At 55.6% G+C, this 26,185-nt stretch carries 25 protein-coding genes; 13 read left to right on the top strand and 12 right to left on the bottom strand.

From position 1 onward, the window contains the following. Positions 1-95: 95 nt before the first annotated feature. The gene (gene nagB, locus GN107_RS08600) at positions 96-806 is read right to left on the bottom strand and encodes a glucosamine-6-phosphate deaminase (protein ID WP_155287402.1); all 711 of its coding nucleotides are present in this window, start codon (positions 804-806) and stop codon (positions 96-98) included. A gap of 916 nt (positions 807-1,722) precedes the next feature. Here nagB and GN107_RS08595 point away from each other — a divergent pair. Continuing rightward, entirely contained in the window at positions 1,723-3,183 is a 1,461-nt protein-coding gene (locus GN107_RS08595; protein ID WP_155287401.1) for a 6-phospho-beta-glucosidase, read from the top strand. Between the two features lie 278 nt (positions 3,184-3,461). Here the strand turns inward: GN107_RS08595 and GN107_RS08590 are convergent, their stop codons facing one another. Further along, complete coding sequence (locus GN107_RS08590) at positions 3,462-5,819, bottom strand: ATP-dependent DNA helicase (RefSeq protein ID WP_155287400.1); 2,358 nt, start codon at positions 5,817-5,819, stop codon at positions 3,462-3,464. 810 nt (positions 5,820-6,629) lie between these two features. Here GN107_RS08590 and GN107_RS08585 point away from each other — a divergent pair. From GN107_RS08585 to GN107_RS08570, 4 genes are all read left to right on the top strand, one after another. After that, the gene (locus GN107_RS08585) at positions 6,630-7,745 is read left to right on the top strand and encodes an IS110 family RNA-guided transposase (RefSeq protein ID WP_155287399.1); all 1,116 of its coding nucleotides are present in this window, start codon (positions 6,630-6,632) and stop codon (positions 7,743-7,745) included. A gap of 610 nt (positions 7,746-8,355) precedes the next feature. Next, a complete protein-coding gene (locus tag GN107_RS08580; RefSeq protein ID WP_155287398.1) occupies positions 8,356-9,030 on the top strand; it encodes a hypothetical protein in 675 nt (224 codons plus the stop codon). Continuing rightward, on the top strand, positions 9,031-9,876 hold the full coding sequence (locus GN107_RS08575) for a sulfite exporter TauE/SafE family protein (protein ID WP_155287397.1): 846 nt from the start codon (positions 9,031-9,033) through the stop codon (positions 9,874-9,876). After that, the gene (locus tag GN107_RS08570) at positions 9,876-10,271 is read left to right on the top strand and encodes a DUF1634 domain-containing protein (protein ID WP_155287396.1); all 396 of its coding nucleotides are present in this window, start codon (positions 9,876-9,878) and stop codon (positions 10,269-10,271) included. The genes GN107_RS08575 and GN107_RS08570 overlap by 1 nt, the downstream gene beginning before the upstream one ends. A 171-nt stretch (positions 10,272-10,442) precedes the next feature. On the opposite strand, the gene GN107_RS08565 is transcribed toward GN107_RS08570, so the two are convergent. Together GN107_RS08565 and GN107_RS08560 are read right to left on the bottom strand one after the other, a co-directional pair. Next, positions 10,443-10,916 (bottom strand): NUDIX hydrolase, encoded by a 474-nt coding sequence (locus tag GN107_RS08565; RefSeq protein WP_155287395.1) that lies wholly within the window; start codon positions 10,914-10,916, stop codon positions 10,443-10,445. A gap of 9 nt (positions 10,917-10,925) precedes the next feature. After that, positions 10,926-11,729: a putative ABC transporter permease gene (locus tag GN107_RS08560; protein ID WP_155287394.1), complete on the bottom strand. Its 804-nt coding sequence runs from the start codon at positions 11,727-11,729 to the stop codon at positions 10,926-10,928. Positions 11,730-12,115: 386 nt separating this feature from the next. Between GN107_RS08560 and GN107_RS08555 the strand changes: the two genes are divergently transcribed. The 4 genes from GN107_RS08555 to GN107_RS08540 all read left to right on the top strand — a co-directional run bounded on the left by GN107_RS08555 (position 12,116) and on the right by GN107_RS08540 (position 14,417). Beyond that, positions 12,116-12,718 carry a nitroreductase family protein gene (locus GN107_RS08555; RefSeq protein WP_155287393.1) on the top strand — a complete coding sequence of 201 codons (603 nt, stop codon included), beginning with the start codon at positions 12,116-12,118 and terminating at the stop codon, positions 12,716-12,718. Between the two features lie 138 nt (positions 12,719-12,856). Next, the gene (gene mazE / locus GN107_RS08550) at positions 12,857-13,081 is read left to right on the top strand and encodes a type II toxin-antitoxin system PemI/MazE family antitoxin (protein ID WP_155287392.1); all 225 of its coding nucleotides are present in this window, start codon (positions 12,857-12,859) and stop codon (positions 13,079-13,081) included. Positions 13,082-13,185: 104 nt separating this feature from the next. Then, positions 13,186-13,953, top strand: coding sequence for a threonine/serine exporter family protein (locus tag GN107_RS08545; RefSeq protein ID WP_155287391.1), 768 nt, complete (start codon positions 13,186-13,188; stop codon positions 13,951-13,953). Continuing rightward, complete coding sequence (locus GN107_RS08540; RefSeq protein ID WP_308779505.1) at positions 13,953-14,417, top strand: threonine/serine exporter family protein; 465 nt, start codon at positions 13,953-13,955, stop codon at positions 14,415-14,417. Before GN107_RS08545 ends, GN107_RS08540 begins: the two co-directional genes overlap by 1 nt. 174 nt (positions 14,418-14,591) lie before the next feature. Here the strand turns inward: GN107_RS08540 and GN107_RS08535 are convergent, their stop codons facing one another. The 8 genes from GN107_RS08535 to GN107_RS08500 all read right to left on the bottom strand — a co-directional run bounded on the left by GN107_RS08535 (position 14,592) and on the right by GN107_RS08500 (position 22,730). Next, on the bottom strand, positions 14,592-15,713 hold the full coding sequence (locus GN107_RS08535; protein WP_155287390.1) for a serine hydrolase domain-containing protein: 1,122 nt from the start codon (positions 15,711-15,713) through the stop codon (positions 14,592-14,594). Then, the gene (gene dltD, locus GN107_RS08530; RefSeq protein ID WP_155287389.1) at positions 15,706-16,959 is read right to left on the bottom strand and encodes a D-alanyl-lipoteichoic acid biosynthesis protein DltD; all 1,254 of its coding nucleotides are present in this window, start codon (positions 16,957-16,959) and stop codon (positions 15,706-15,708) included. Before dltD ends, GN107_RS08535 begins: the two co-directional genes overlap by 8 nt. Continuing rightward, positions 16,959-17,192 carry a D-alanine--poly(phosphoribitol) ligase subunit DltC gene (gene dltC, locus GN107_RS08525; RefSeq protein WP_155287388.1) on the bottom strand — a complete coding sequence of 78 codons (234 nt, stop codon included), beginning with the start codon at positions 17,190-17,192 and terminating at the stop codon, positions 16,959-16,961. The genes dltD and dltC overlap by 1 nt, the downstream gene beginning before the upstream one ends. A 173-nt stretch (positions 17,193-17,365) precedes the next feature. Then, a complete protein-coding gene (gene dltB / locus GN107_RS08520) occupies positions 17,366-18,586 on the bottom strand; it encodes a D-alanyl-lipoteichoic acid biosynthesis protein DltB (RefSeq protein ID WP_155287387.1) in 1,221 nt (406 codons plus the stop codon). Then, complete coding sequence (gene dltA, locus GN107_RS08515; protein ID WP_155287386.1) at positions 18,579-20,090, bottom strand: D-alanine--poly(phosphoribitol) ligase subunit DltA; 1,512 nt, start codon at positions 20,088-20,090, stop codon at positions 18,579-18,581. The genes dltB and dltA overlap by 8 nt, the downstream gene beginning before the upstream one ends. A 39-nt stretch (positions 20,091-20,129) precedes the next feature. Next, a complete protein-coding gene (locus tag GN107_RS08510; protein WP_155287385.1) occupies positions 20,130-20,270 on the bottom strand; it encodes a teichoic acid D-Ala incorporation-associated protein DltX in 141 nt (46 codons plus the stop codon). 367 nt (positions 20,271-20,637) lie between these two features. Beyond that, a complete protein-coding gene (locus GN107_RS08505) occupies positions 20,638-22,044 on the bottom strand; it encodes a sensor histidine kinase (protein WP_230678590.1) in 1,407 nt (468 codons plus the stop codon). Further along, complete coding sequence (locus GN107_RS08500; RefSeq protein ID WP_155287384.1) at positions 22,041-22,730, bottom strand: response regulator transcription factor; 690 nt, start codon at positions 22,728-22,730, stop codon at positions 22,041-22,043. Before GN107_RS08500 ends, GN107_RS08505 begins: the two co-directional genes overlap by 4 nt. A 403-nt stretch (positions 22,731-23,133) precedes the next feature. Here GN107_RS08500 and GN107_RS08495 point away from each other — a divergent pair, with 403 nt between their 5' ends. The 4 genes from GN107_RS08495 (at position 23,134) to GN107_RS08480 (ending at position 26,176) form a co-directional block, all read left to right on the top strand. Continuing rightward, a complete protein-coding gene (locus tag GN107_RS08495) occupies positions 23,134-24,789 on the top strand; it encodes a peptide ABC transporter substrate-binding protein (RefSeq protein ID WP_155287383.1) in 1,656 nt (551 codons plus the stop codon). Between the two features lie 653 nt (positions 24,790-25,442). Then, on the top strand, positions 25,443-25,793 hold the full coding sequence (locus GN107_RS08490) for a DUF2200 family protein (RefSeq protein WP_155287382.1): 351 nt from the start codon (positions 25,443-25,445) through the stop codon (positions 25,791-25,793). Next, positions 25,793-25,954: a YdeI/OmpD-associated family protein gene (locus tag GN107_RS08485; RefSeq protein WP_155287381.1), complete on the top strand. Its 162-nt coding sequence runs from the start codon at positions 25,793-25,795 to the stop codon at positions 25,952-25,954. The genes GN107_RS08490 and GN107_RS08485 overlap by 1 nt, the downstream gene beginning before the upstream one ends. Beyond that, positions 25,955-26,176 (top strand): putative immunity protein, encoded by a 222-nt coding sequence (locus tag GN107_RS08480; RefSeq protein WP_155287380.1) that lies wholly within the window; start codon positions 25,955-25,957, stop codon positions 26,174-26,176. It begins immediately after the preceding gene. Positions 26,177-26,185: the final 9 nt, after the last annotated feature.

Raw genomic sequence — 26,185 nt, 5'->3', positions numbered from 1 at the left:
CCTGTCACGGTGGTGATTTTGTCCGTCTTCAGTTTCAGAATACAGAAAGGAGCCTGCCAAGGCCTGGCAGGCTCCTTTTCTCAGCTAATTCGGTTTTACTTCTGGCTCAGTTTGCTGGCTGCTTCTTTGTCAACGAGGATGATTACATCGTCGTGGTTCTGCAATGCTGAAGCAGGAACATCTGCCGTAACTGGGCCCTCAACAGTGGCCTTGATGGCGTCGGCTTTGCTCTCACCGAATGCCAGCAGGATGATCTTCTTGGACTTCAGGATCGAACCGATTCCCATGGAGTATGCGTAGCGAGGAACATCATCCTTGTTAGCGAAGAAGCGGGCGTTGGCGTCGATGGTGGACTGGGTCAAGGCAACCTTGTGGGTCCCACCCTTGAGATCTGAGCCGGGTTCGTTGAAGCCGATGTGACCGTTACGGCCGATACCGAGCAGCTGAATGTCGATTGGGTGTTCAGCAATCACCTTGTCGTAGCGAGCTGGCTCGTTGTCAGCGTCGGTTGCGAGGCCGTTGGGAACGAAGGTTTCCTTGAAAGGCTTCTTGTTGAAGAGGTGCTGGTTCATGAAGTAGCGGTAACTCTGGTCGTTATCACCGGAGAGACCAACGTATTCGTCCAGGTTGACGGAGGTCATGTTAGAGAAGTCGAGGTCGCTAGCAACCATCTTGTCGTAGAGGGTAACAGGTGAACTACCTGTTGCCAGACCCAGGACCTTCGCCCCGTTCTGCATTCCGTCCTTGATGATGTCAAAAGCAGCTGCACTAGCTTCGTCCTTGTTGTTGAATACACGTACTTGCATGTTTGATGTTCTCCTTTTTTAATGTTGACTGTCGTTCCTTTATTGGTATAGTCCAATTATAACATTGGCCCAGTCCCTGTCAATAGGGCTAGACCAAAAATACCGTTTCCACGCCCAGATAATATTTTGGCCAGCAACAAGTAGCTTGCGGCTGGGCTCGGCTAGGCAAAAGCTGACAGACTTATTGGCGGTTTTTGCACCTAGATTGGCGGGAATAAAAAACAATTTTTATGCTAAAAAGCTATACAATTTTTTTAATTGTCTAACACTGATTTTTGACAAAATGGTCCTAATTTGTACTGTATTTTTTCAAGTGTTGGCAACAAATCAACATTAGTTGTGAACTGCTATGAAGACCGTCACAACAGTGTTTACAGCGCTAGCTTGGCGATTGACAGCCACTATTTGGTTTGGCCTATAAAGATATTTCTTAGCATAACCATTAATTATTTGTGAAGCCATTTCAGAAGTAAATAAAACATTCTGTTTGTTTTTGCATTCGCCCAGAAAATAAATCCTTTATAGTAATACTTGTAAGAGCGATAGCTCAAACAAACCTAAACTTACACTCCCTACAAAAGTTCCCCCAAACTTTCCCACCGCAATGGTGGTTTTTTTATGCGCGAATGCAGATCGCGTACGCGGACGGCATTTGGGGGGAATAGTCCGGCAGTGATCAACAGCTGCAAGCAAGCCTACATAATTAAAGCAGTACGCAAGCAAGAATGTGTGCCATTAAAGTTAAAATCACGAGCTAACAGCAGCGGCCGGCCGCTGCTGTTTTTTTGTCGTCAAAAGTACAACGTTTCCGCAAAAAAAGTTTGTAAGCTCTTTCACGTGAATTGCGGTAGAATAAATTTGTAAACCCTTTTAAATTAAAAGGCATATCCAAATGGATGGGGAGGAAATATTGATTATGGCTAAATTACCTGATGGGTTTCTCTGGGGCGGTGCGGTTGCGGCGCACCAACTCGAAGGCGGCTGGCAAGAGGGCGGCAAGGGCGTTTCAATTGCCGACGTGATGACCGCGGGTGCTAATGGGGTGGAACGCAAAATCACTCCTGAAGGTCCGCAGCCGGGACTGAACTATCCGAACCACGAAGCCATCGATTTTTACCACCACTACAAGGAAGACATCAAGCTGCTGGCCGAAATGGGCTTCAAGGCTTTCCGGACGTCGATCGCCTGGACGCGGATTTTCCCGAACGGGGATGAAACGGAGCCGAATGAGGCGGGGCTGAAGTTCTACGATGATGTTTTCGCGGAGTGCCACAAGTACGGCATTGAGCCGGTCATTACGCTCAGTCATTTTGAAATGCCCCTGCACCTCGTTAATGAATACGGCGGCTGGCGGGACCGGCGGCTGATCGACTTCTTCGTGCGCTTTGCGACGGTCTGCTTCAAGCGCTACAAGGGCGTCGTTAAGTACTGGATGACCTTCAACGAAATCGATAACCAGTGCAACTATCGCCACGAGTTCTCCATGGCCACCAACTCCGGGCTACTGTTCCCGAAGGACGCAACGGATGCGGACCGCGCCAGCGCGATGTACCAGGCGTCCCACTACGAACTGGTTGCGTCCGCCAAGGCGGTCAAAATTGGCCACGAGATCGACCCTACCAACCAAATTGGCTGCATGATCAACTTCACCCCGATGTTTCCGGCCACTTCCAAGCCTGAAGACCTCTTCATGGCGGAAAAAGCCATGCAAAAGCGGACTTGGTGGAGTGATGTTCAAGTGCGCGGTCACTACCCAGCCTTCATGGAGGCTTACTTCAAGCGCACTGGCTACCGGCAGGACATCACGGCTGCTGATAAAGAAGCACTCGCTGCCGGGACCGTTGATTACGTTGGCTTCTCCTACTACGCTTCCCAGACCGTGGCCCACAAGGCGGACAACCCGCACTACGATTTTGTTGGCGATGTTGAGGGTGTGGATAATCCGCACCTGCCAAAGACTAGCTGGGGTTGTACCGTTGATCCGCAGGGCCTGCGCTGGTCTTTGAACTGGCTGAGTGAGCGCTACGAAAAGCCACTGATGATCGTTGAAAATGGCCTTGGTGCTTACGACAAGGTTGAAGCGGACGGCAGCGTGCACGACCCGTACCGCATCGACTACCTGCGCGCCCACATCGCGGAGATGGAAAAGGCCGTCAACGAGGACGGCGTTGAGCTCTGGGGCTACATGCCGTGGGGTTGCATCGACCTTGTTTCTGCTGGCAGTGGCCAGATGGACAAGCGTTACGGCTTCATCTACGTCGACAAGAACGACGCGGGTGAGGGGACGCTGGCCCGCAGCCGGAAAGATTCCTTCTACTGGTACAAGAACGTGATTGCGACAAATGGTGCAGATTTGAGCGATGTAAAAGCTAAGTAACTAACTAAGAGGCTCGGTCACAAGAAGAGGCTTCGAATTTACTAACGGCCATCGCTGCCGGCCGACTCCTGACCGTTCGTAATTATGGTGAGGAGTCGGCCACCTACGCTGCGCTACGGATGTGGGAGAGTAAGCGACAAGTCGCCAACTCTCCCAGCATGTAAACGTGGCCCACAATGCAGCTTCCTCCGCTTAACCTAAAATGCGCCTACTCCCAAAGCCCGGGAATAGGCGCATTTTCTGTTAATGCTCAGAAGCTAACCGCATTGTGGTCCACTCTATTTTTCATTCCAAAATTGCGTCAAACTGTTCGCCAGCTCCTTTGTATTCCGCGTCACCTGGTAGTTGGCCCAGTGTGCGGGGAAGAGTTCCGTGTAGCGACTCGTCGCAAAGCGCCGGTCCAGTAGCAACACCACGCCGACGTCATGCGCGCCGCGAATCACGCGGCCGGCCGCCTGCAGGACGTTGTTGAAGCCCGGCAGCTGGTAGGCGTAGGCAAAGCCCTGGCCGTTCAGGTGCTGGTAGTAATCGCGCAGCTGGTCGGTTTCGCCGGATAAACCGGGCAGCCCAACGGAAACAATCGCGCAACCTAGCAAGCTGGAACCGCGTAGGTCGATGCCTTCCGCAAAGCTGCCACCAAGAACCGCGAAACCAACAACTGGCTGGCCGTCCGCGAACGCGTCCAGGAAATTCTGCCGTTCCTCTGCACTCATACCGCTGACTTGGGCAACTTGGCGCAGGTCGGGGTTGGCGCGGGTGAAGGCGGCGCGGACGTTATCAAGATAACTGTACGATGGTGCAAACACCAAGTAATTACCCGGCTGGGCCAGCACCATCGCGGTCAGGCAGGCGGTGATGGTCGGTAGACTGCCCTCCCGCTCGGCGTAGGTCGTCTGGACGTTGCTAGTCACGATGACTTTTTGATTGGCCGGCGGGAAGGGTGAGGGTAGAGTGTAGCTGATGCTGTTGTCCTTACCACCGAGCATTTCTTGATAGTAGTTCATGGGCGTTAGGGTCGCGGAGAAGAGGACTGCTCCGCGGCCCTTTTTCATGCTGGCGTCGAGGAAGGTGCTCGGATTCAGGCAGAGCTGCTTGACCATGATGTCATCGCGACTGATGCGCACGACGCGGGTGACGTAGGTGTCATCGTAAAGCTCGCTGATTTTGACGTAAGCGTTGGCGAGGAAGAAGGTATCCAGTCCGGCGTCAATGACGATTTTGGTCTGGGCGCTCGGCTCCATTTCCAGCCACTCGTGGAACCTGGTGCAAAAGCCGTCCAGACTGTCGCGCATGGGTTCGATGGCGTCCTGCTGGAAGTGTTCCTGACCGTCCGAGTTGGCGTCCAAAACGTCAAAGGTGTCGAGCACGCCGCGGATAGCCTTGCGTAGCTGCGTCATTTTGCCACCCTTTTGGCCCTTGAGTGCCGGGATGATATCCGCAAACGCCGCCCGGTTCACGGCAGCGGAGTACATGCTGCGGGCGCGGTCAACGAGGTTGTGCGCCTCGTCGATGAGGAAGAAGTTGCCGTCGTCGTTCTCGGCGAAGAAGCGCTGCAGGAACACGCGCGGGTCGAAGAGGTAGTTGTAGTCACAGATGATGACGTCACAAAATAAGCTGGCGTCCAGCGAAAATTCGAAGGGGTCGAGCGTGTACTTCCGGGCAAAAGTCTCGATAACGCTACGGGTGATCAGGTCTTCCGACGACAACATGTCCGCCAGCGCCGGCTGCAGGCGGTCGTAGTAGCCGAGCATGTAGGGGTTCAGCGTCGCGTCTTCTGGTTCTTCGGGAAAGGTGATAGTGTCGCGGGCGGTTAGGGTGATACTTTTGGCCTTGAGCCCGCCCTTGCCCATGAGCGCCATCGCGTCCTCGGCAACCATCCGCGTGGCAGTCTTGGCGGTTAGGTAGAAGGCCCGGTTGATGAGGCCGGCACCCATCGCCTTGATGGTGGGGAAGAGCGTGGAGATAGTTTTGCCGGTGCCGGTTGGAGCTTCAACGAAGAGCCGGCTACCGCTGTAGATAGTTTTGTAGACGTTGCCGGCAAAATCGTGCTGACCGGCGCGAAACTGCGTGAAGGGGAACTGCAGTGCCACCGCCGTCTTGTTTCGTTCTGTAATGATGTCGCTGCGCATCTGGATCCAGGTGGCAAAAGTGGCCAAGAGCTCGCGGTAAAAGTTAGCCAGCTCGGCGGCGGTGAGCACTTGGTGGTGGTGCGCGGCTTGATTGTGCCGGGTATCAAAATAAATCAGGTCGATGTCGATTTCATCGATGTCCCGCTGCGCGCACAGGTAGTGGCCATACACCTTGGCCTGGGCCCAGTAACGGTCCAGTGTGCACTGGTCCAACTTGTCCCAGTCACGGGCCGAAGTCTTGATTTCCTCAAGCAGCACTCCGTCATCGCTGGTGAGTACCCCGTCGGCGCGGCCATCAATGATGTAATCTTGGCCGGCAATGGTTTCCGCCTGCTTTAGGTAGACTTCGCTCTCGTAGCCGTCCTCGTTGTGGGCGTCCTGAACCTGCCGGTGGATGCGGCTGCCCAGCGCGGCGGTGTTGTTGGACGCTTGGGTGGCGGGGTTCAAGTCGCCGGAACGGACGGTGAATTCAACTAGTTCGCGGACACCGATGCGGGTGCTAGGCATGGTCAGGACTCCTTTCTGTTTGATGGATATACTCTGACATTGTAGCGCAGTGGTTGCTTATATGCCGGGTGGCGGGCGCATTTTCCTTCCACTACGCTGGCGGCAGTGACAGACAGGCATGCTGGCGCCGTTTCAGGCTTGGCAAAGTACGCCAAGTCTTCCACTGAGTTCCGAGCCCGCCGTGTTGCCATTTTGGCCACGGTAAACTAAACGGTTGCTGATTTATCTTCCTTGCGGTCTCTCCACTCGCGCCGATAATTACTAGCCTAGCCGAAAACCGGCTAGACTAGTAATTATCGTTTCAGCATGGTCACTACCGCCAGCTACGTTCCCGGAAAAGGCGCCCACCGCCCTACAGTGATATTCTTGGTCGACAGATATCTTGTAATCAACATGTGGCAAACACCGTATCACCATCTGCTAGCAGTTTGGATTACTCATAGTGACTTAGCTAGCACGATTGGTAACGTCTCACCCTAAATGTACCGTTAGTTTTATATCATCGTTGTCAGTCGGTTAGCACTAAGTAGATTAATGAACTATCCAACATTAGAAAACAAGCGTAGCTGGGAGGGGTGCCGCTGCGTAGCGTAGTATATGCCGCGTAAAGCCCAAACAGATGTTAAACAGCGGGTTTCTGTTTAACATCTGGGGGTGATTTTGGGACCGCGACTGAACGAAGTGAGGGCGGCCCCAAAATTAGATAATATGAAGTGACCTCCTAAGTTGTCAGGCCAGGGATTCGGAAGCATAATATCCTTGTTGGAAGAATAAAAGCCCTTACCCTATGACAATTAGGAGGTCACCATAATGCAAAGTATAGTTTATGTTGGTATGGATGTCCACAAATCTACATTTAGTCTTTGTGCTCTAAATGGTGAGACTGGAGAGATACTAGGTGAAACACAATGTGCGTCAGACCCCAAACTCGTGGTCAAATTTATTGATCATTTGTCAGATGAATCAGAACCAGGTACGGCCTTTAAGGCGGGTTATGAGGCTGGCTGTCTAGGTTATGCGTTACGTAATGCGCTAGTACGGCTGGGTATTGACTGTGTCATCATGGCACCTACAACTATGTACAGCCAGGCAAAGCACACAATGGTCAAAAACGATAAGGTTGATGCAAGAATGATTGCCACTAATCTGGCAAACCACACCTACGCCGAAGTTTACGTTCCAGACAATCAAGACATTGAGGTCAAAGAATACATTCGTATGCGCAACGATTTTTGTTCGGCACTTAAACGCGTAAAGCAACAGCTGTCCTCATTACTACTACGTCAAGGATTTCATTATGTAGAGGGCTCAGCTTGGACGGAGAAACATCTCAAGTGGATAAAAGGACTTAAAGTATCACCACTACTGCGTACAACTATAGACGAGTACGTTGCGCAATTGGAAGAATTCGCAGAAAAAATCAAGCGCTTTGATCAGGAACTAGATGAAATAGCTCATAACGACCGCTATGCAGAAAAGGTTGGCGAATTGCAATGTTTCAAAGGTATCGCCACTACTGCGGCAATAACACTACAAGTTGAAATCGCAGATTTCACTAGATTTCCTAACGCCCGTGCATTCATGAACTTTATTGGAATGACGCCATCAGATCATTCTAGTGGTGAACATCCAAATAACAAAGGCGGAATCACTAAGCAAGGCAATACAGCAGTTCGGACTCTACTAATCGAATGCACTCGATCACTGGTACAAGGTCACGTTGGTTCAAAATCAAAGCGAGTGACACGGCGACAAGTAAATCAAAGTACACGAGTCATTGCCTATGCCGATCGGGGAACAGAGCACCTTCAAAGAAAGTATCAACGGATGGTAGCAAGGGGTAAAAACAGTTGCGTTGCGACAGCGGCTGTTGCAAGAGAATTGGCAGGATTCGTATGGGGTATGGAAACTGGGCACCTAGATTAATAATTGCGTGGTTTAACTTTAAGTGTAGAGTTCGAAATTCAAGAATCACAAAATAATTAAAGGGCTCAAGGGAATACATCAGCATCAGTGGCATCAATAAGCTTCAGAGTGTGGGAAGGTCCGGCAACATACGTTTCCGCCTATGCTAGCACAGATCATCAGCTGCATTGGCCGTGCAGAGTGATGAAAAAATCTGTGACCTACGAAATTAGATTATATTGCCTTCGACAGGACCATTAACTTGGTGGTAACCAATCCACGGATAACAGAGTGGTTAATCGTCGATGGATCGATTCTGAAGCTTATTAATGTCACTGACAAAGATGAAAATGTGGCTTGACAGAGGTCACTTCATAACAGGCGGGAGCAAAGCGGAGCTTCGCGGGAGCCGGCCCCGGGCTGTTCCACGCGTAAGCATATACGTAGCGGAGCAGCGGCACCCCTCCCCGCGGCCCGGCAAACTTTAAAAAACAGTGTATGATTTTGCCCGTGATTTGCGCAGTTCACCCTTGTTACGCTATGATTGTCACCGTAATTCGGACCGCAAGCCGGCCCCTAACGTAAGCCATATATATAGAAAAAACGAAGTAAATGTGGAGGATCAAACCTGATGGACATTAATATCCAGCACTACCTGAACCGGACCGCCGACGAGCAGGTGCAGCATTTTGAACAGAGCATCACTCCCGAAGCCGCGGCTAGTGATGCAGCCCTGCAGACTGCAATTGAGCAGCTCGCCACCGCTATCAACGGCGCCACGGCCGCTGGGGAACTCATGCGTGCGACGCTGACCGTCAGCACGCCGGAGCCGACGTTGATCAGCCTGGAGACGGGCGTCATCAACCTGCCCCTCGCCAACGCCAAGAAGGTTGGCGGGTTCTTTGAACCGGACGAAATCGTCCCCGTCAAAATTTACCTGGTCGTCGAGAGCAAGTTCCTGAACGCTTCCGGCCTGCACATCAGCCTGCTCGCAACCTCCGGTGATTTTGCCAAGGACAGCAGTAGTGCCGTCAGCGCCGCCGTTACGCAGGTCAGCGCCTACTTGCTGCACATTCAGGAAGAAGCCGCCAAGCCTGAGCCTGAACCAACACCAGCCAAGAAACCGGCCGCCAAAAAGACGACCCGCCGTACGACCAAGAAGACAACTAGCAAGCGCAAGCCGGCCGCTAAGAAGACCACAACGCGCAAGACCGCGGCCAAGAAGAGCACCACTAAGACCGCAGCGAAGAAGACGACAACCCGCAAGACCACGACGAAAGCTGCGGCCAAGAAGGCTGGTGCCTAGATGCTCAGTCAAGCTGCACTGCTCGTTTTGACCGGCCTCTTCGCCGGCATTCTGGGGGCCATCATGGGGATCGGTGGCGGCATGATCGTCACGCCAGTCATGACCATGATCATGGGCCTGCCGATTCGCTACGCTATCGCCGCCAGCGTCATCGCGGTTATCGCTACTAGCTCTGGTTCGACGATTGCCTACCTACGCGACGACCTGCTGAACCTGCGCGTGGCGATGTTCCTCGAAATCGCAACGACCGTGGGGGCCATCGTGGGGGCCATCGCCGCGGGCTTCGTGCCGGGCAAAATTCTGTACTGGCTCTTCGGCGCGCTGCTGATTTTCTCCACTTACAACATGATCCGGAAGCTCATCGGCAAAACCGACTCGAAGCCGGCGACGACTAACGACGCCATCGCCAGCAAGCTGCGCCTGAACGGGATCTATTTTGATAAGGCGACCGGCAAGCAAACTGATTACTCGGTTACTAATGTTCCCGGCGGTTTCACGATGATGTTCGGCGCCGGGGTTGCGTCCGGGATGCTCGGTATCGGGAGTGGGGCGTTCAAGGTGATTGCCATGGACACCATCATGCACATGCCGCTCAAGCCGTCATCCGCGACCTCGAACCTGATGATGGGGGTCACGGCCGCGGCCAGTGCCACCGTGTACTTCTTTAACGGGTCGATGCAGCCGCAGATTGCCGCACCGCTCGCCATTGGGATTCTGATTGGCGCCACGATTGGGACACGCATCATGCCGCTGCTGCCAACGCGCGTGCTGCGGATGATTTTCATCCCCATCATCGGCTACATGGGCCTGCAGATGTTTCTTAAGGGATTCGGGGTAAGTATCTAATGGCAAAAACACCTGAAAATAATAATCCAGACCAGCTTACCGCCGAGAACAAGGAGGTCGAGCTGCTCATCGGCCGCATCATGCAGATCGGGGTGGTGGCCGCCGCCGTTGTCCTGGTCATCGGCCTCATCCTGCTGTTTGTAACCGGCAAAAGTGGCTATCCGGTGGGCGTGCACCCGCACCGTTTTGGCAGTATCATCCGCGGCACACTGCAACTGCGGCCCTATGCCGTCATCATGACCGGTGTATTCCTGCTGATCTTGACACCCGTGCTGCGGGTCGTGGTTTCCATCTACGCCTTCGTGAAGGAGCACGACCGCCTCTACGCGTACATCACGTCCGCGGTGCTGGTGATTCTGATTATCGCGATGATCATCGGGTACTACGGAAAGTAGTGGCGTGTAGTCAAATGACGCGTTACAATACTCTTAGATAAGAAGGAGTTCATGTTTTTCACCTCAAAAAGTCTGCTGATCTGCGGCGGCAGGCTTTTTTTATTTGGTAATCAATCCATCTAAAAGGGTGCAGGTCTTCACGGACTTGCACCTTTTTGCACCTTCAGTTATTTATTTTTGCCGTTTCAACTTCAGGTAATCTTCAATCGCTTGCCGGTGGTTCCGGGGAATATTGCTTGGCAGTTGGTCGAGCGGGATCCAGCAGTACTGCAATGATTCAGCGTCGTTAACATGTGGCGTACCCTCAATTTTTTCCGCGTAGTAGGCTGTGTTCACGATGTCGAACTGGTCACCGTTGGCCGCCGTGCGCATCTGTCCGTCCGCGTAGACGTTGAGCAGGGTGAGTGCAGCGGGGTCGAGCCGGATGCCGCACTCCTCTGCGACCTCCCGCACGACCGTTGCGCGGGTGGTTTCGCCCAGCTCCATGAGGCCGCCGGGCAGGCCCCAGCGTTTCTGCGGTTCGTTGCGCTGCTGCATGAGCAGTTCGTTTTGCGCGTTTACAAGTACCGCGCAGCTACCGTTCAAAATGACGCGGCGGTGGCCGATGATTTCGCGTAAGTCTTCGATATAGCCGATTGTGGCCACCCCCTAGAATTACTGCTTGTGCTTAGCCTTTTGCTGCTGCCGGAGCAGGGCTACTAGGTCGCGGATATCCTTAACTTCAGTTGGCGTGTCGCGCAGCTGCAGGTTTGGGAAGCTCTGCAGTAGGCGCCGCTGCACGTAGGACAGGTGGGGCAGCTTACTGCCACGTTTGCCATCCTTGTAGTCTTCCAGCCATTCCTGTTCGCGCAGGTCGACGCGGGCGGCGAGTTCGGCCTTCTTGGCGGCGATGGCGTCCCCGATGCGTTTGGTCGCGGCACCCAGCGCCAGCGCGTTGGCCAGCGTGAAGCCGACGTCAAACATGAACAGCGCCATGATGGCCACGACGGCGAACATGCCGTAACGCAGGTCGAGGTGCGTGACCACGCGTGCAACGAAGGGGTGGACGCAATTCACGATGAAGACCACGCCGAGGCCCCAAAAGGCGGAGATGGGGATGGCGATGCGGCCGTTGATGTTCAGCGGCACCTTGCTGTAATCCCACCAGCGCGCGTGGAACAGCTTTTCCATCCCCCAGCTCGTCACGTATTCAATAATTGAAATCACGACGGCGCTGATGAGGTAGAGCAAAATGAGGTTATGCGCGAAGGGGCGCACCGCCGCGAGCACGGCAACGATACTGAAACCGTAGACGGGGATAATGGGGCCGTTCAAAAAGCCGGAATTGACCCACCGCTTTTTGCGCACGCTGACGTAGCCGCTCTCCCAGATCCAGCCGATAAAGCCGTACGCGAAGAAGTAGAGCGCCCAGATGGTGAATTGCTGCTCGAGTGCAATCAGTTGCTGCGTGTAGTTCATGGGTAGGCCTCCATTTTGCCGCTGCGTCCACTTACAGCTATATGGTAACATGGTGCGCGGTTGGAGGCGTAACTGAACGCACGGCTCCGTGCATAGTCGAGTTACACGGGGCAGAAGCTTGCGCTTAACACACTTCAGTCCAAATGCCAAAAACCGGCATTTTACCTGAAGTACGTTAATGCTCAGCTTCTAAGCGCCCCGTTCCACTCTGTATCATAGTCGAGCTGTGCCACCCTGCTCCCACGCCGATGTCCATTCCTCTATGGGCAGCAAGCTGCACAATTGGAAATGGCTCCGCTCTGCACGAATTGATGTTCGCTCTTTACGTAGCGCCTAGCTTTCGCTTATAATAAGTAAGTTGAAGAAAACGAAAGGTGATTAACGTTATGAATACAGAAGTACTTGATGAATTGAAGAAGCGCCGCAGCATCTACGCCCTCGGCAAGGATGTTAAGCAGAGCGATGACGAGATCGTTGACCTGCTCGAGAACGTGATCGAGGAAAGTCCTAGTTCTTTCAACTCCCAGACGAACCGGGTCGTTTTCCTGTTCGGTGACAAGCACGACCAGTTGTGGGACATCGTTGTTAAGCGCCTCAAGAGTGAGGTGCCAACTGAAGCTGCCTACGAGAAGACCAAGGCCAAGATTGCTGCCTTCAAGGCTGCGTACGGCACCATTTTGTACTTCACCGACACTGACGTGGTGAAGAAGTTGGAACACGACTTCCCGCTCTACGCTGACAACTTCTACGACTGGTCCGAACAGTCACAGGGTAACGCCCAGCTCGAAGTGTGGACCACCCTGGCAACCAACGGCCTTGGTGCCAACCTGCAGCACTACAACCCGATCATTGACGATCAGGTCCGCGCTGCGTTCGACATTCCTGCCAACTGGCGCTTGCGGGCCCAGATGCCATTCGGGTCCATTGAGAAGCCTGCCGGCGAGAAGACTTACCTCGACAAGGCTAGTCGTTTCAAGGTCCTGAAGTAAAACTAGATAAGGTTATGCTGTGGCTCCGCTGATACTAACTGTAAAAGTTGGTGTTGGCGGGGCCATTTATTTTGGTTGGCGCCAATTCATAAGTTGTGCTGTTCAGTTATACTAGTGCTGAGCAAGGAGGCGTTCGGCATGTTTGAAGTGAAAGTAGTAGCGCGCGGCGATTCACTGGTTCTGAGTTTGCCGGATAATACGGGGATTGATTTTACTGCGGGCCAGCACTGGTTAATGATTCCGACGGCGGACGGAACGGCATTCACGGTGGTACCTAAACTTGTCAATCCGTACCGCAAGCAACAATCTGCGGATAAGATGCCGGAAGAATGGTCAGATGTTGATTGGCACGTTGATGAGTGATCCCCAGTGCAAGACATTTTGAACAAAGGAGTCTAGTAAGCTTGGCCCCAACTTGGTTTGGCGGTACAGTTTAGCTATAACGATGCGAAGTAGGTAGGCACACAATGAATAGTACTCAAGAAAAAGACATCATCGACCTCTGCGGCCTGGTGGGCAAAATCCTGCTGGAAAACGGCGCGGAGACGGGCCGGGTTGAGGGCACGGTGGAGTATATCGGCAAGGCGGCGGGCGTGGACGTTTCCTGTCACGCGGCCATGACCGCGATTTTCGTTGACTCCAACACGGATCCGACCACCCACCTCGTTAAGGTGCGCACCGGCGACTTCGACCTGCGCAAGGTGGACGCCATCAACACGCTCTCCCGGGAGTTCACCGCGGGCAAGATCGACTACGCCCAGCTCAAGCACAGTGTGCACCGGGTCAACGCCCGCCGGCAGGATTACAGCTGGCCGGTCAAAATTTTCGGGGCCGGACTCGTCTCCGTGGCGCCGATGCTGGCGTTTCACGCGACCTGGAGTGACCTCGCGTGGGCGGCGCCCGTGGGCATCATCGGCTACTTAGCCGCACAGTGGACCGGGCACGTGAACAAGGTGCCCTACATCGCGGTCGGCGTTGGCGGTTTGGTCATCGGCCTGCTCGCCAGCTTTCTGCAGGCGTGCGGACTCGGCAATAGTGCGAATGAAATCGTGGTCAGCGCGCTGATGCCCCTAGTTCCCGGCGTGGCCATCACCAACTCGCTGCGGGAATTGATCGCGCGGCACACCATCTCCGGGCTCGTGCGGGTGGTCGACGCCATCATGACCGCCGGGGCAATCGGCGCCGGCGTGGTGCTCGGCAGTATTTTCGGGCGCTTGTTAGGGGGTGGCTTCTAATGTGGATTCAGTACATAGTGGGCATTATTTTGAGTTTTGCCTCCAGTTATGGTTTCGGCATCATCACCAACATCCCCAAGCGGACGCTCCTGCCGGCGGGCTACACGGGCGCCGCGGCGTGGTTCGTTTACTTGCTCGTGGACGCGCACACGCGGGGCGTCATCCTGCCCAACCTGCTGGCCGCGGTGACGATTGGCCTGGTCGCCAACTTGGCGGCGGTCATCGTGCGGGCACCGGTCAACGTCCTCTACATTCCTTGCCTCGTCTCGCTGGTCCCGGGCGCAATCATTTACAAGAGCATGCGCGCCTTCACCCTGGGCCGGGACGCCAGCGCCTCGCACGGCTTCGTGCAGACACTGACGATTGCCGTTTCGCTGGCAGTCGGCTTCGTGATCGCCGAGGCCATCTTCAGCAAGCTGCGGCCGGAGCTGAAGCGGCTGGCAAACGCCAAAATTGATAAATAATTCCTTGTTAACTGAAAGACAGGTCCACGGTGCCGTATGCGGCGCGTGGACCTGTCTTTGTGAATAGGGGATTTTGTTGAAGGCGAGGAGTTACTCACCTGTGGTCGGAATATTGGCCACAGAGAGTGCGTTCATCACTTGTTACAGTCTTTAAGCGCGTGCTTCCGCTCTGTGTTATCTGACATACCTCTCCGCCAGTTGGTCTGCCAGCTTTTTGAACTGGTAGTGACTGTCGTCGGCATTGGCCAGCATGATGACCGCATTCTTGCCGTCGTGGCTGATGCGCACGAAGGCGGAGAAGCCGTAGCCAAAGCCATTGGCATACAGGTAGCGGGCGTTATTATACAGGCCGCCGCCGTAGGAACTGACGCTGCCGGGTCGGTGCAGCAGTGAGCTGCCTCGTTGCCCTAACAGCCGGCCGGAGACGATTGCCGCTTCCACGCGGTAAAGGTCGGACGTGGTCGTGAACAACTGGCCGGTGCCGAGCTCCGCGTGCTGCATAGCGGCACTGGTGTGGTAAGAGCCCTGGTAGTTAGGAACATCGTTTTTCTTGCCGTAGCCGGTCGCGTCCCGCTGGCCGGGAACATAGGCCAGATGCGTGTCGGCCAGATGCAGCGGTGTGAGCAGCCGTTTTTGCAGCAGTTGGGCGTAAGGCATCCCGCTGACGCGTTCGAGGATCCCGCTGAGCAGGTTGTAGTTCACCGGCTGGTAATCCCAAGTCCCACGGTGGCTGGCGTGGTAGTGGACCTGCTGGCAGTAGGCGGCCACAATTTGGCTGTCGCTGGCTCCCGCCCGCGGGATGAACCGTTTGCAGCTCAGGCCCGAGGTCATGTCGAGGAGTTCCCGGATGGTGATGTCCCGACTGCCCGGTACTTGCGGGTAAAATCGGGCGAGGCGGTCGCTAAGGCGCAGCCGGCCGCGTTCCACTTCCTGCATGACTAGGGCCGCGGTCAGGGACTTTTGCACTGAGTCGATCTCATAGGCGCTGCGGGCAGTGTTTGAATGCTTAGTGCGCGCGTTAGCCAGGCCGCGGCTAACGTTCACGAAGGTGCGGCCGTGGCGGACAACGAGGACGTTGCCACTGAACCCAGCGGCCTTTAACTGCTGGGCCACGAGGTTGTGGGCGTTGTTCTCCGCCTGCTGCTGTAGTGAAATCAGGGGGGCGTGTTGCTGGCCTGCGTGGTGCATGTAGTTGGCGACGCCGCCGAAAACTGCTAGGGCCAAAATGACGATACCCAAGAGGATCAGGTGAATGCGCATGTTCGCATGTTGTTTAACTGGGTTCTGCTTACTCATGATTTGCCCCCATCACGGTTTGCTGCCACTTGTGGGTGTAAAAGCGGTTTTGCAGGTGGTAGTGCGGCGCTGGCAGTTTGCGTTCTAGGAATGGGTGGACCGTCTTGTCGACAGCGACCCAGCCCCGCCAGCCTAAGTGAATCGTGTCTTCCATGTACGCACTCTTTTTGGCGTCGGTGGTCATGTCGAGGATGTGGTCAAAGCCTTGGCTGCGCAGCTGATACTTGATCTTGCTGGCGGTTTCCGTCATCATGTCGCGCGGCAGTCCGGTGTAATCGGCCCAGCGGGCGTTAACGGGCGGGATGATGAACTGCACGTTGATGCGGTTGCGTGCGAATTCATGTAGCAGTAGCTCTAGGTCGCTGTACTCAGGGGAGCGGCGGTAGTCAAAATTCTGCTGACTGCCGGCTAACCGGGCCAATTTGCGGCCGTAGAGACGTTTCCGGAAGAAACCGTCATTGATGCCGAAGGGGTTGTTGCGGCTGCACCGCCGCCCCATTTTGTCCGCCAGTTTGGCTAACTGTGCGTCAGTAGCGTGGGCCGGCAGTTTGGCCGCCGCGCGGGTGATCTTGGCCGGGCGCCCGGAGTGCAATGTGCGGCTGAACAAGTTGTCCTCGTTAAGCAGCAACTGGTGCTGGGCGCGCAGCTGTGTGCGTACTGGCCAGCTGAGCTTTTGCCCGGCCGCGACGCTGAGCAGGGCCGCGTGGACGGCGCCCTTAGTGTTGCCCATGGCCAGGATGCGGCGCGCCGCGTAACGGTCGGCCAGGCCGCCACGCTTGTGCAGCAGCCAGCCGCTCATTTCGAGGGGCGAGTAGTAGTAGGCAAAAGCGTCACTGCGCTGGCCGCCCGCCGTGAACCATTGTGGCGAGATGATAAAGACGACCTTCTTGCCGCGCAACTTGCCCAGCAGGCTTTGGTTGTCGACAAACTGGCTCAGGTCCTGCGTGCCGGGGTCACCCAGCAGCAGGGTGTTGTAGTTGCGGTGGTACTTTTGCGCCAGCACGCTGGGGTGGAAGGGGTCCATCCGGGACAGTTCTGATGAACCAATGAAGGGGACGTAGCCGCGGCGCACCGCCGCTTTTTTCATGCGCTCCCCGGACAAAACATCGCGGTTCAGTGATACCGCCGCCGAGTGGACTTCACGTGCGCTCGGGGCCCCGAAACGCAGCGGCAGTAGCAGGGCGCCGAACACCAGGATGCAGGCGCAGAGCACCGGCCCGAGGATCTGCCAGAGCCGCCGTTTCATTACTGCAGCTCCTTGACGCGGGTGATGATCATGTTCGGGGTGGCCCACTGCTTGCGGTCAAATTCGGAAACGGGGATATCCACTTCCAGTTGTTCCTGCAGCTCCAAAACGAGCTGCACGGTGTCCATGGAGTCCATTAGGCCGGTGGCAAACAGGTCCTCATCCATCCGGTCGGACAGGTCCTCGCCGGTGAGGTCATTCAAAATGCTTAAAACAGTTTCTTTAACGTCCATAATTGTTTCTCCTTAAAATTGATTTGGATTTAGTTGATATTTACTTCATAGTCGAGCTGCGCGGGGCAGAAGCTTGCGCTTAACACACTTCCGAAACAATGCCTAAAGACCAGGCATTCTTCCGGAAGTACGTTAATGCTCAGCTTCTAAGCGCCCCGCTCCGCTCTGTGTTTTTAACGAATAGCCGTAGTGAACCACAGCTTATTCAAAAAGCCTGAGAAAATCAGGAAGCTGAAGCACACAACGTTGAAGGTGACGAAGATGGCGAGCGCGTTAGTCCAGCGGTTGCTCGGCAACTTTTTGCCCTTCTTGAAGCGCAGCCAGATGTCGTTGATGATGATGGCGCAGGCGTGGAAGATGCCATAAGTGATGTAGTACCAGGTGACGCCGTGCCAGAAGCCCATGATCAGGAAGTTGCAGAGGTACGCAAACTGCGAGATGTGGACGCGCTTTTTGAACCAGCGGTGTTTCATGGTGAAGAAGGTGATGCGCATGAAGACGTAATCGCGGAACCAGAAGGACAGGCTCATGTGCCAGCGATTCCAGAAGTCCTTGATGTTCTTGGCGCGGAAGGGCTGGTTGAAGTTCATTGGGGTGTCAATGCCCATGAAGTTCGAGACGCTGACGGCAAAGAGGCTGTAGCCGGCAAAATCGAAGAAGAGGTACATGCTGTAAACGTACATGTACGCGACCAGCGCCAGTGAGATCCCCGTGCCGCCAGCCGCCGCACGGTCCAAGAGGGCACGGCGGGCGACGATTGGCAGCAGGATGGTCCCGAAGTAGTAACCGATGATGTACTTGTAGAGGAAGCCCTGGAACAGGTAGCGCACCCCGTGGCTCAACATGTCCAAGTACTTGTCTCGGCTCGGTGCGTTGTCGTAGGACTTGGCAAAATGCCGGTAGCGGTCGATTGGCCCGCTGGAGATGGTCGGCATGAAGAGCAAAAAGCTCAGGTAAAGCAGCGGCCGCAATTCCTTGATGGCGCCGTCGCGCATTTCCATCAGGGTGCCAATCGCCTTGAAACTGAGGTAGCTGATGCCCAGAAAACCGATCAGGCTGGGCTGCCCGCCGGCGACCGCCGGGGTGATTTTGACGATTGCTAGGGGCAAGATGACCGCAAACAGGGTCAGGTAGTAGACCCAGCCGGCGTTATTGTGCTTGCGGTAGTGGGCGTAGGCACAGATGAGGCCGAACTGCCACGCGACGTAAACGATGAGTGACACTCCTTGTTGCCACTTGGGTCCGGCGAACATCAGGACGATGAAGACCAGGCTGACGATACTTTCGTAATTGCGGTGCCGCCGCCCCCGGAGCAGACCGAGTACCAGTGGGGCGAGGGCGAGGAGCAGAATGCAAAAGTAGCGCGGGTCGGTGTACGGCTGCATGCTAGGCATGATCGTTGACCTCGCTGATCAGCGCCTTGATGGCCACCTTGTCATTCGCCGTTAGCGGCAATTGGTCCCGGTAGACGAAACGCTGCGGAATCATGTAGGCCATCATCATCTGCTTGAGTTCGGCCTTGATGGCGACGGTGAGCTGCGTGCCACTGAGCGCGCCTGCTTCCGGCACGATGTAGGCCAGTAGCTGCTTGACCTTGTGATCGGCGCCGTAGCGGGGGATGGCAACGCCCTGCTTGATGTACTTGGAGGCGTTCAGGAAGTGGTTGACCTCTTCCAGTTCGATGCGGTAACCGTTCATTTTGATCTGGAAATCGGTGCGTCCGTGGTAGAACACCAGCCCGTCCGCGGCGATGGTGCCCAGATCGCCGGAGCGGTAACTCCGCTTGCCGCCCTGGGTGCTAAAGACCGCGGCCGTCTTTTCCGGGCGGTTGATGTAACCGCGGGAGACGCTGGGGCCGCTAATGAGCAGTTCGCCCTCCGTCCCGGCTGGCGCATCAGTAACTAAACTGATTGTGGTGTCGGCCTTCGCGTAACCAATGGGCAGGCGGGAGTATTGCTGGAGCAACGCCTGCGTGATCTGGACCGCGGTGACGGCAACGGTCGTCTCGGTCGGCCCGTAAGTGTTATAGAGCTCAACGTCCGGGAAGCGTTCCAAAATTGTGCTGGCTAATTGATTTGTGAGCTCCTCGCCGCAGAAGAAAATCTGCTTGAGTTCTGGGTAGTGCGCAGCGGTGAAATTATTGTCGAGCAGGCACATCGCCATGAATGACGGTGTGGACACCCAAACGTCCAGATGCAGGCTGGGCAACAGTTTGAACATTGTGCCCAAGTTTTCCGATTCGGCGCGGGGCAAAACCACCAGCGTGCCACCGGCGAGTAAGGTTGGGTACAGGCTCATGACGGAAAGGTCAAATGAGTACGGCGCCTGAACGAGAAAGCGGGGCTGCTGCGGCAACTTGAAGTCGCGCATCCAGTCGGTGAAGCTGCGTAGGTTGGTGCTGCTGATCTGCACGCCCTTGGGCTGGCCGGTCGTGCCGGAGGTGAAGATGATGTAGAAGTTCTCATCGCCGCTGACGGGCTGCAGCTGCACTTTTGGCTGCTGTTCCGGGTTCTGAATGCACATGGCGAGCTCTGTGGGGCTCATGATGGGCATACTCAGTTCGACACTCAGTGCGGCGGTGGCGATGGTCAAAACTGGTTGAGCGATCTCCGCAATCATGGTCAGGCGCTCGTTAGGTGAGTGCGTGTCCACGGGGATGTAGGCGTGGCCGGCCTTGACGCAGCCCAGAAAGGCCGCGATGGTCGTGAACTGCTGGTCGGCGTAAACCATGATGGGCCGCTTGCGGTCCAAGTACCGGGCGGTGATGTTCGCGGCGATGGCGTCGCTGGCAGCTTTTAGCTCGCCGTAAGTGTTTTGCTGGCCTAGGTAGTCGTACGCAATGCGCTCCGGGTGCAGTGCGGCGTTGCGGTCAATTTCGCTAATGATTTCCATGTTCATATTGGTCTCTCCTCTGCCACGGGTAAGAATCCGCGTGGTTTAAAATTCGTTGTAAATGAAGTGGGCTCCAGAAACGCCGCGGTAGCTGTATAGATAAACCAGGGTGAGGATAATTGCGGCGTAGATAGCGGTGCGCAAGATGAAGCTCGCCGCCGGGTGCTGCTCAAAATATTTGTGCATAATGGCTACTGGCCTCCAATATCTGCTTGTGGGGGATCTGCTCTGCACGTAGTCGAGCTGCTTAATGATGCTCTTCTAGCAGCCGGTGCTGAGTCGAGCTACACGGGGCTGAATCTTGCGCTTAACCCACTCAAATCCAAACGCTTAAACCCAAGCATTTGGACTTGAGTACGTTAATGCTCAGTTTCAGAACGCCCCGTTCCGCTCTGTACAAAAACGCCCCCCAAGGATAATTTCAGTTTAGGAATCATCCTTAGGGGGCGCTATTTATAAAAGCTGAGCAACAAATGAGATTTTTTAAGATTAGCCTTGCAAATGCTGGCTTAGCAGCATTTTAAAAATTAATGACCCAATAGCAAAGCTTTTGTTAAGCTAGCTGATTCTTCCGGACGCGCTGCAATTCCAGCGTGAACACACTGCCGTGGGGCTGGTTGTCGTGGACCGCTACCTGGCCGTGGTTGAGGGCTGCCAGGCGCGCGACGATTGCGAGACCGAGGCCGGTGCCCGGAATCTTCTTGGAGCGCGATGCGTCCACGCGGTAGAAGCGGTCGAAGATGCGGGGCTTGTCCGCGGCACTGATGCCAGCGCCGTGGTCCCGGACCTCCATTTTGGCCGTGTTGCCCGCCGCCGCAACTATAAGGAGAATCGTGCTGTTTTCTGGGGCGTACTTGCGGGCGTTGGCCAGTAGTGCCAGCAGGATGTGCTCGACGGTTTCGGGGTCGCCCATTGCCGTGACCTGTTCGGGGGCCTTAACGATCAGTTGCTGCGGTAACTGTTTCTGGTAGGTCGCCGCCACCTGCTTGCACAGGGCGCTGAGGTCAAAGGGCTGGAGCGTCAATTGTGCCTGGTCCATTCGCGACAGCTGCAACAGGCTTTCAATCAGTGCCTGCATTTTGCGCGATTCGGTATCAATCGTGGCCAGGGAAGCGGGGATGATCTCCGGGTGCTGCTTGCCGTGGCGCTGCAGCAGTTCAATGTGGCCGCGAATCGCCGCCAGCGGGGTGCGCAGCTCGTGGGATGCGTCCGAAACGAAGCGGTGGTCGCGGACGAGCTGCCGGTTCTGGGCCGCGAGCAGCTTGTTGAACTGGGCGGCGAGATTGTGGACTTCCTGGGGCTCAGCCGGCACCGGTAGCGATTCAGCCTGCTCCGGATTCGCGACTTGTTTGATGTTCTGGCTCGCGGTGGTCAGGTCGACCAGCGGCTGGTTCAGGCGTTTGGCCAGCAGGATCGTCAGCCAGATGCCGATTGCAATTCCGATGATGGTGATGAGGGTAATCACCTCCAAAATCAGCTTGAACAGCTGGATGACGTTGTTCAGGCTGAGCCAGACCTCATAGCGCACGGTGAGGTGGCCCGTGTACGCAACCTTGTCGGTGGTGTGGTAGTAGATGCCGCGGGCTGGCTGGTACTGAATATTTTTGAGGATGGGCAGCGATTCCCAGTTGTACTGCAGGAAGTGGTGGGCGTTGTGGGAGTAGAAAAAGTGTTTCTGCCCGTTCGCCTTGGTCACACTGACGCGCACAAAAGTACTGTGGACGTTGATCGGTGCGGTGTCCCGCCAGTAATCCCAGTCGGGTTTGTAGTCGGAAAATGATTTCTTGAGGACGGTCATCAGCTGGGTCGCGTCCTCCCGCTTGTTGCGGACGAGGTGCAGCCCCACGGCACTGACGGTGGCCAGAGCCGTGCTCAGCATGACGATTGTCAGCAGGGCCACGTAGGTGCGGCTGATACGGGCCGCGCTGGAGCGGACCCGGGGTTTTCTTTTGCGCATCATTCACCGCCTTCAATCACGTAACCGACGCCGCGCACCGTGTGGATGATGCTCTGGTGGGCGGGCAGGTCAATTTTGCCGCGCAGGTAGCGGATGTAGACGTCAACGATGTTGGGCTGGCCGCTGTAGTCGGCGCCCCAGACCTGGTCCAGCAGCTCGTCGCGCGTCAGCGGTTCGCCGCTATTTTGCATCAGCACCCGTAGCAGTGCGAATTCACGTTGGGTTAGCTCGGCCTGATGCTTGCCGCGGGTGACCCGGCGCGCCTTGACGTCGAGCTCTAGGTCGCCAACCTGGTAGTTATTTGCTGCGGGGTGGCTGCGCCCCTTGCGCCGCATGATGACGCGCAGGCGGGCGAGGAACTCCTCGATTTCGAAGGGTTTGGTGATGTAATCATCGGCACCGTTGTCGAGCCCGGCAACCTTATCACCGACGTAATCGCGGGCGGTCATCATGATGATGGGGATGTTGTCGTGGCGCCGGATCCGCCGCATGACCTCGAGTCCGTCCAGTTCGGGCAGCATCCAGTCCAAAATAATCAGGTCCAGTTCGTCCTTGTGCGCCGCGTAAACCCGTAGCGCCTCCGTGCCGGTGCCGGCGGTCAGTACCTGGTAGTCCTCAAATTGCAACTCGGACCGCAAATAGGTAACCAGCCCATCTTCGTCTTCAACTAGTAAAATCGTTTGTGCCATGATGTTTACCCTCCAAAATAATTCAGTTTCCACAAGCCTTGGAATCAGTTTAGCGTATCACGGCGTTGTCCGTAAGCGACTTAAGAATGAGTGAAGTCGCAATTAAGATTGTTATTACCCGCTCGTGGGGACAGCACCCCCGGGATTGTCCGGGCAAATTCATTGACTAAAGATAAGTTAATCTGCGATAATAAAAGCCAGCGGGTTGCGCATTTGCACAACCGAAACGAAGGATATTCTGGGGGTGGTCATATATGTGTTGCTGTTGTCAGTGCGCGTGTATGGAATTGAATCTAACGGTGCCAGTGGCCGCGTAGCAAGAACCTCTCGCTAGCGGACTGCTAGTGCCCGGTAAAAGTGGCGGTGGGCTCGGCTCACACCACACGTTGGGAGAAACCAATTTATGAAGAAGAATTATAAGTTATTTAGTGTCGCGACCGTTACCTTGCTCTCCGCGGTGTTGCTGGCCGCATGTGGCAGCAAGTCCGCTGATAGCGCCAAGCAGCAGCAAACGCTCAAGCTGCCCGCCGCCGCGCAGCTCGACACGATCGATATTTCCAAGTCGACCGGTTTTGGCCAGACTGGGAACGTCTACGAAAGCTTCTACCGCCTGGGCAAGAAGGGCAAGGCCATCGCCGGTCTCGCCGCGTCCAGCACCAAGAGTGCGGACGGCAAGACTTGGACCTTCACCATCCGTAAGAACGCCAAGTGGAGCAACGGCGACCCCATCACCGCGCAGGATTTTGTCTACTCCTGGCGGCGCACGGTCACCCCGAAGACGGCCTCACCATACGCCTACCTCTTTGACGGCGTGAAGAACGCGAGTGCCATCACAACGGGCAAAATGGCGCCGGACGCGCTGGGCATCAAGGCGCTGGACAAGCACACGGTGCAGGTCCAGCTCGACCAGCCGATCGCCTACTTCAAGGTCCTGATGGCCTACCCGCTGTTTGGCCCGCAGAACCAGGCCGTGGCGGAGAAGTACGGCAAGAAGTACGGCACGAACGCCAAGTACAGTGTTTACTCCGGCCCATTCAAGGTCAGCAAGTGGAACGGGACCGCGAACGACTGGACTTTTGTTAAGAACAATAACTACTGGGATAAGGGCAAGGTCAAGTTGCACAAGATCACCTACCACGTGGTCAACGACAACACGACCAGCCTCGACCTCTACCAGACCGGCAAAGTCGACATGAGCCAGCTGGACCCAACGCAGGTGGCTAACTACGCACGCAACAAGGAGTACCACACCTACGCCTACTCTTACGTCAGCTTCATGGCCTACAACTTCCGCGACCACGACCCGAAGCTGAAGAAACTGTTTAACAACCGCGACTTCCGTCAGGGCGTGTCTGCGGCGCTGGACCGCAAGACTCTCGCCAAGAAGGTGGTCGGCGTCAACACGCTGATCCCAACGGGGATGGTTGCTAGTGACTTGGCAAGCAACCCGACCACGGGTAAGGACTTCTCCGTTGACCAGAAGGTTAGTGGGGCCAACACTTACAACAAGCAGTTAGTTGCTAAGAAGTGGGCCGCCGCCAAGAAGGCAACGGGCGTGACGAGCGCCAAAATCACCTTGCTGGCGGGCTCCGACAACGGGGATGACCCCGCGACTAAGGAAGTTGTCCAGTACGTTGAGGCCCAGCTCGAAAAGTTGATGCCGGGAATCAAAATCGTCATCAAGACGGTGCCAACTCAGTCAGCGCAGCAGCTGCGGACCGAGGGTGATTTTGACATCGCCCTGACCGGTTGGGGTGCCGACTTCAACGACCCGATTTCCTTCCTGCAAATCATGGGCAATAATTCTTCTTACAACGTTGGTAAGTACAACAACGCCCAGTACAACGACCTTGTGACCAAGGCCAGCACGACGGACGCAAATGACGCGGCCAAGCGCTGGGGCGACATGGTCCAGGCCAGCAAGCTGCTGACCAACGACCAGGCGGTAACACCGCTGTACCAGAGTGTTTACTCATGGATGCAAAAGAGCAACGTGAAGGGCATCGTCCACAACACCGCTGGTACGCAGTGGTCTTACAAGACCGCGTATATTAAGTAGGGAGTGCGGCAAAAGCCGCTTAGCTCCTGAGCATTAACGTAAAATTCACCCTGAACACATGTATTTTGTGTTCAGGGTGAATTTTTTGTTAAGCGGAAGGAGCTGGCTTTTGCCGCACGTTCAGATGCTGGGAGAGTTGGCGGTTCACCGCTTACTCTCCTACATCCGTAGCGAGGCGAAGGTGGCCGACTTTGCACCGATTAGCTCTTATTCAGATCGGTCCAAAGTCGCCACTTCCACTAGTGCAGCTTGCTGCCCGTAGTGGAATGGACAACGGAGTGGCCGGGGGCGATGGACAGTGTAAATTAGAGCGCAGCGGGGCGGTTTGAAGGTGAGGACTAGAGGACACTGGGCCTAATGCCAATTAGGTTCGGTGTCAGCTAGCCGCAACCTTCACTACGTTGTCCTTTGAACTAATGGCAACAAGTTGCAAAAGTTCAAGAGGCAGCCCCGCGGAGCTCGACTAGACACCGTAAGCTAGAAAATAAATCAATGTAATGCGAGTTATCCCCAAGCCGCTTAGCTCCTGAGCATTAACGTAAAATTCACCCTGAACATTTTCCTTAGTTCAGGGTGAATTTTTATTTTCCCGAATCCACCGGTCCGTTATACTGTCCTTATCACCCGTCCCCTACCTGAAAGGAGCCCTCTCCATGCCCAAACCAATCGGCACCATGTCAATGCAGCGCATCTACGCCCTATACCTGCAAAAAATTACGCGCAAAGGCCGCCAGCAAGCGGAGCTGGACGAAGTTTTGACCGCGTTTACCGGTGTGCCCGCTGCTACTTTGCAAAACCTGCCTGAGACCGAAACGGTTGCTGAATTTTGCCAGCGCGCACCGTGGCGGGCTGAAGCGGCCGCAATCACCGGTGTTGTTTGCGGGGTGCGGGTCGAAACCAGCACCGACCCCTTAATGCGGCGTGTCCGCGAGCTAGACAAGGTGGTCGATGAACTGGCCAAGGGGCGCCCGGTCACCAAAATCATCCACCGGGGCCAGCACTAATGGCAACTACTCTACCCGCATTCTTGGCCGCAGATAAGGATGCACTGGCGTTCTTCCAGCAGCTGGCCCCAAGCTACCGGCGGCGCTATGAAACCTGGGTCGCGGCGGCCGCGAACCCGGCTGCCCAGCAAGTGCGACTTGTGCACGCCCTGGCGACGTAAATGATGGCAAAATACCGGGCGGCCGCCGCACCTCAAGCCAAAGCATTTTACCGTTTCTGCCACCAGGCTAGCCTGACGCCGCACGTGAAACGGCACGCGCTCATCGCCGCTGATTTTGCCATGGCCGTCATTGCTTTTGGCCAAGCTGAGCCCTTGGTCGCGGCGCGAACGGAGCGGCAATGGCAGCTCGCGGCCCCAAAAACCGTCTGCACCGGCAATTGAGCGGCCGCT

It is taken from the genome of Lacticaseibacillus zhaodongensis (genome assembly GCF_009687905.1).
GTDB lineage: Bacteria > Bacillota > Bacilli > Lactobacillales > Lactobacillaceae > Lacticaseibacillus > Lacticaseibacillus zhaodongensis.
The sequence above is the reverse complement of the archived record's forward strand: the minus strand, read 5'-3'. Positions and strand labels throughout refer to the sequence as shown.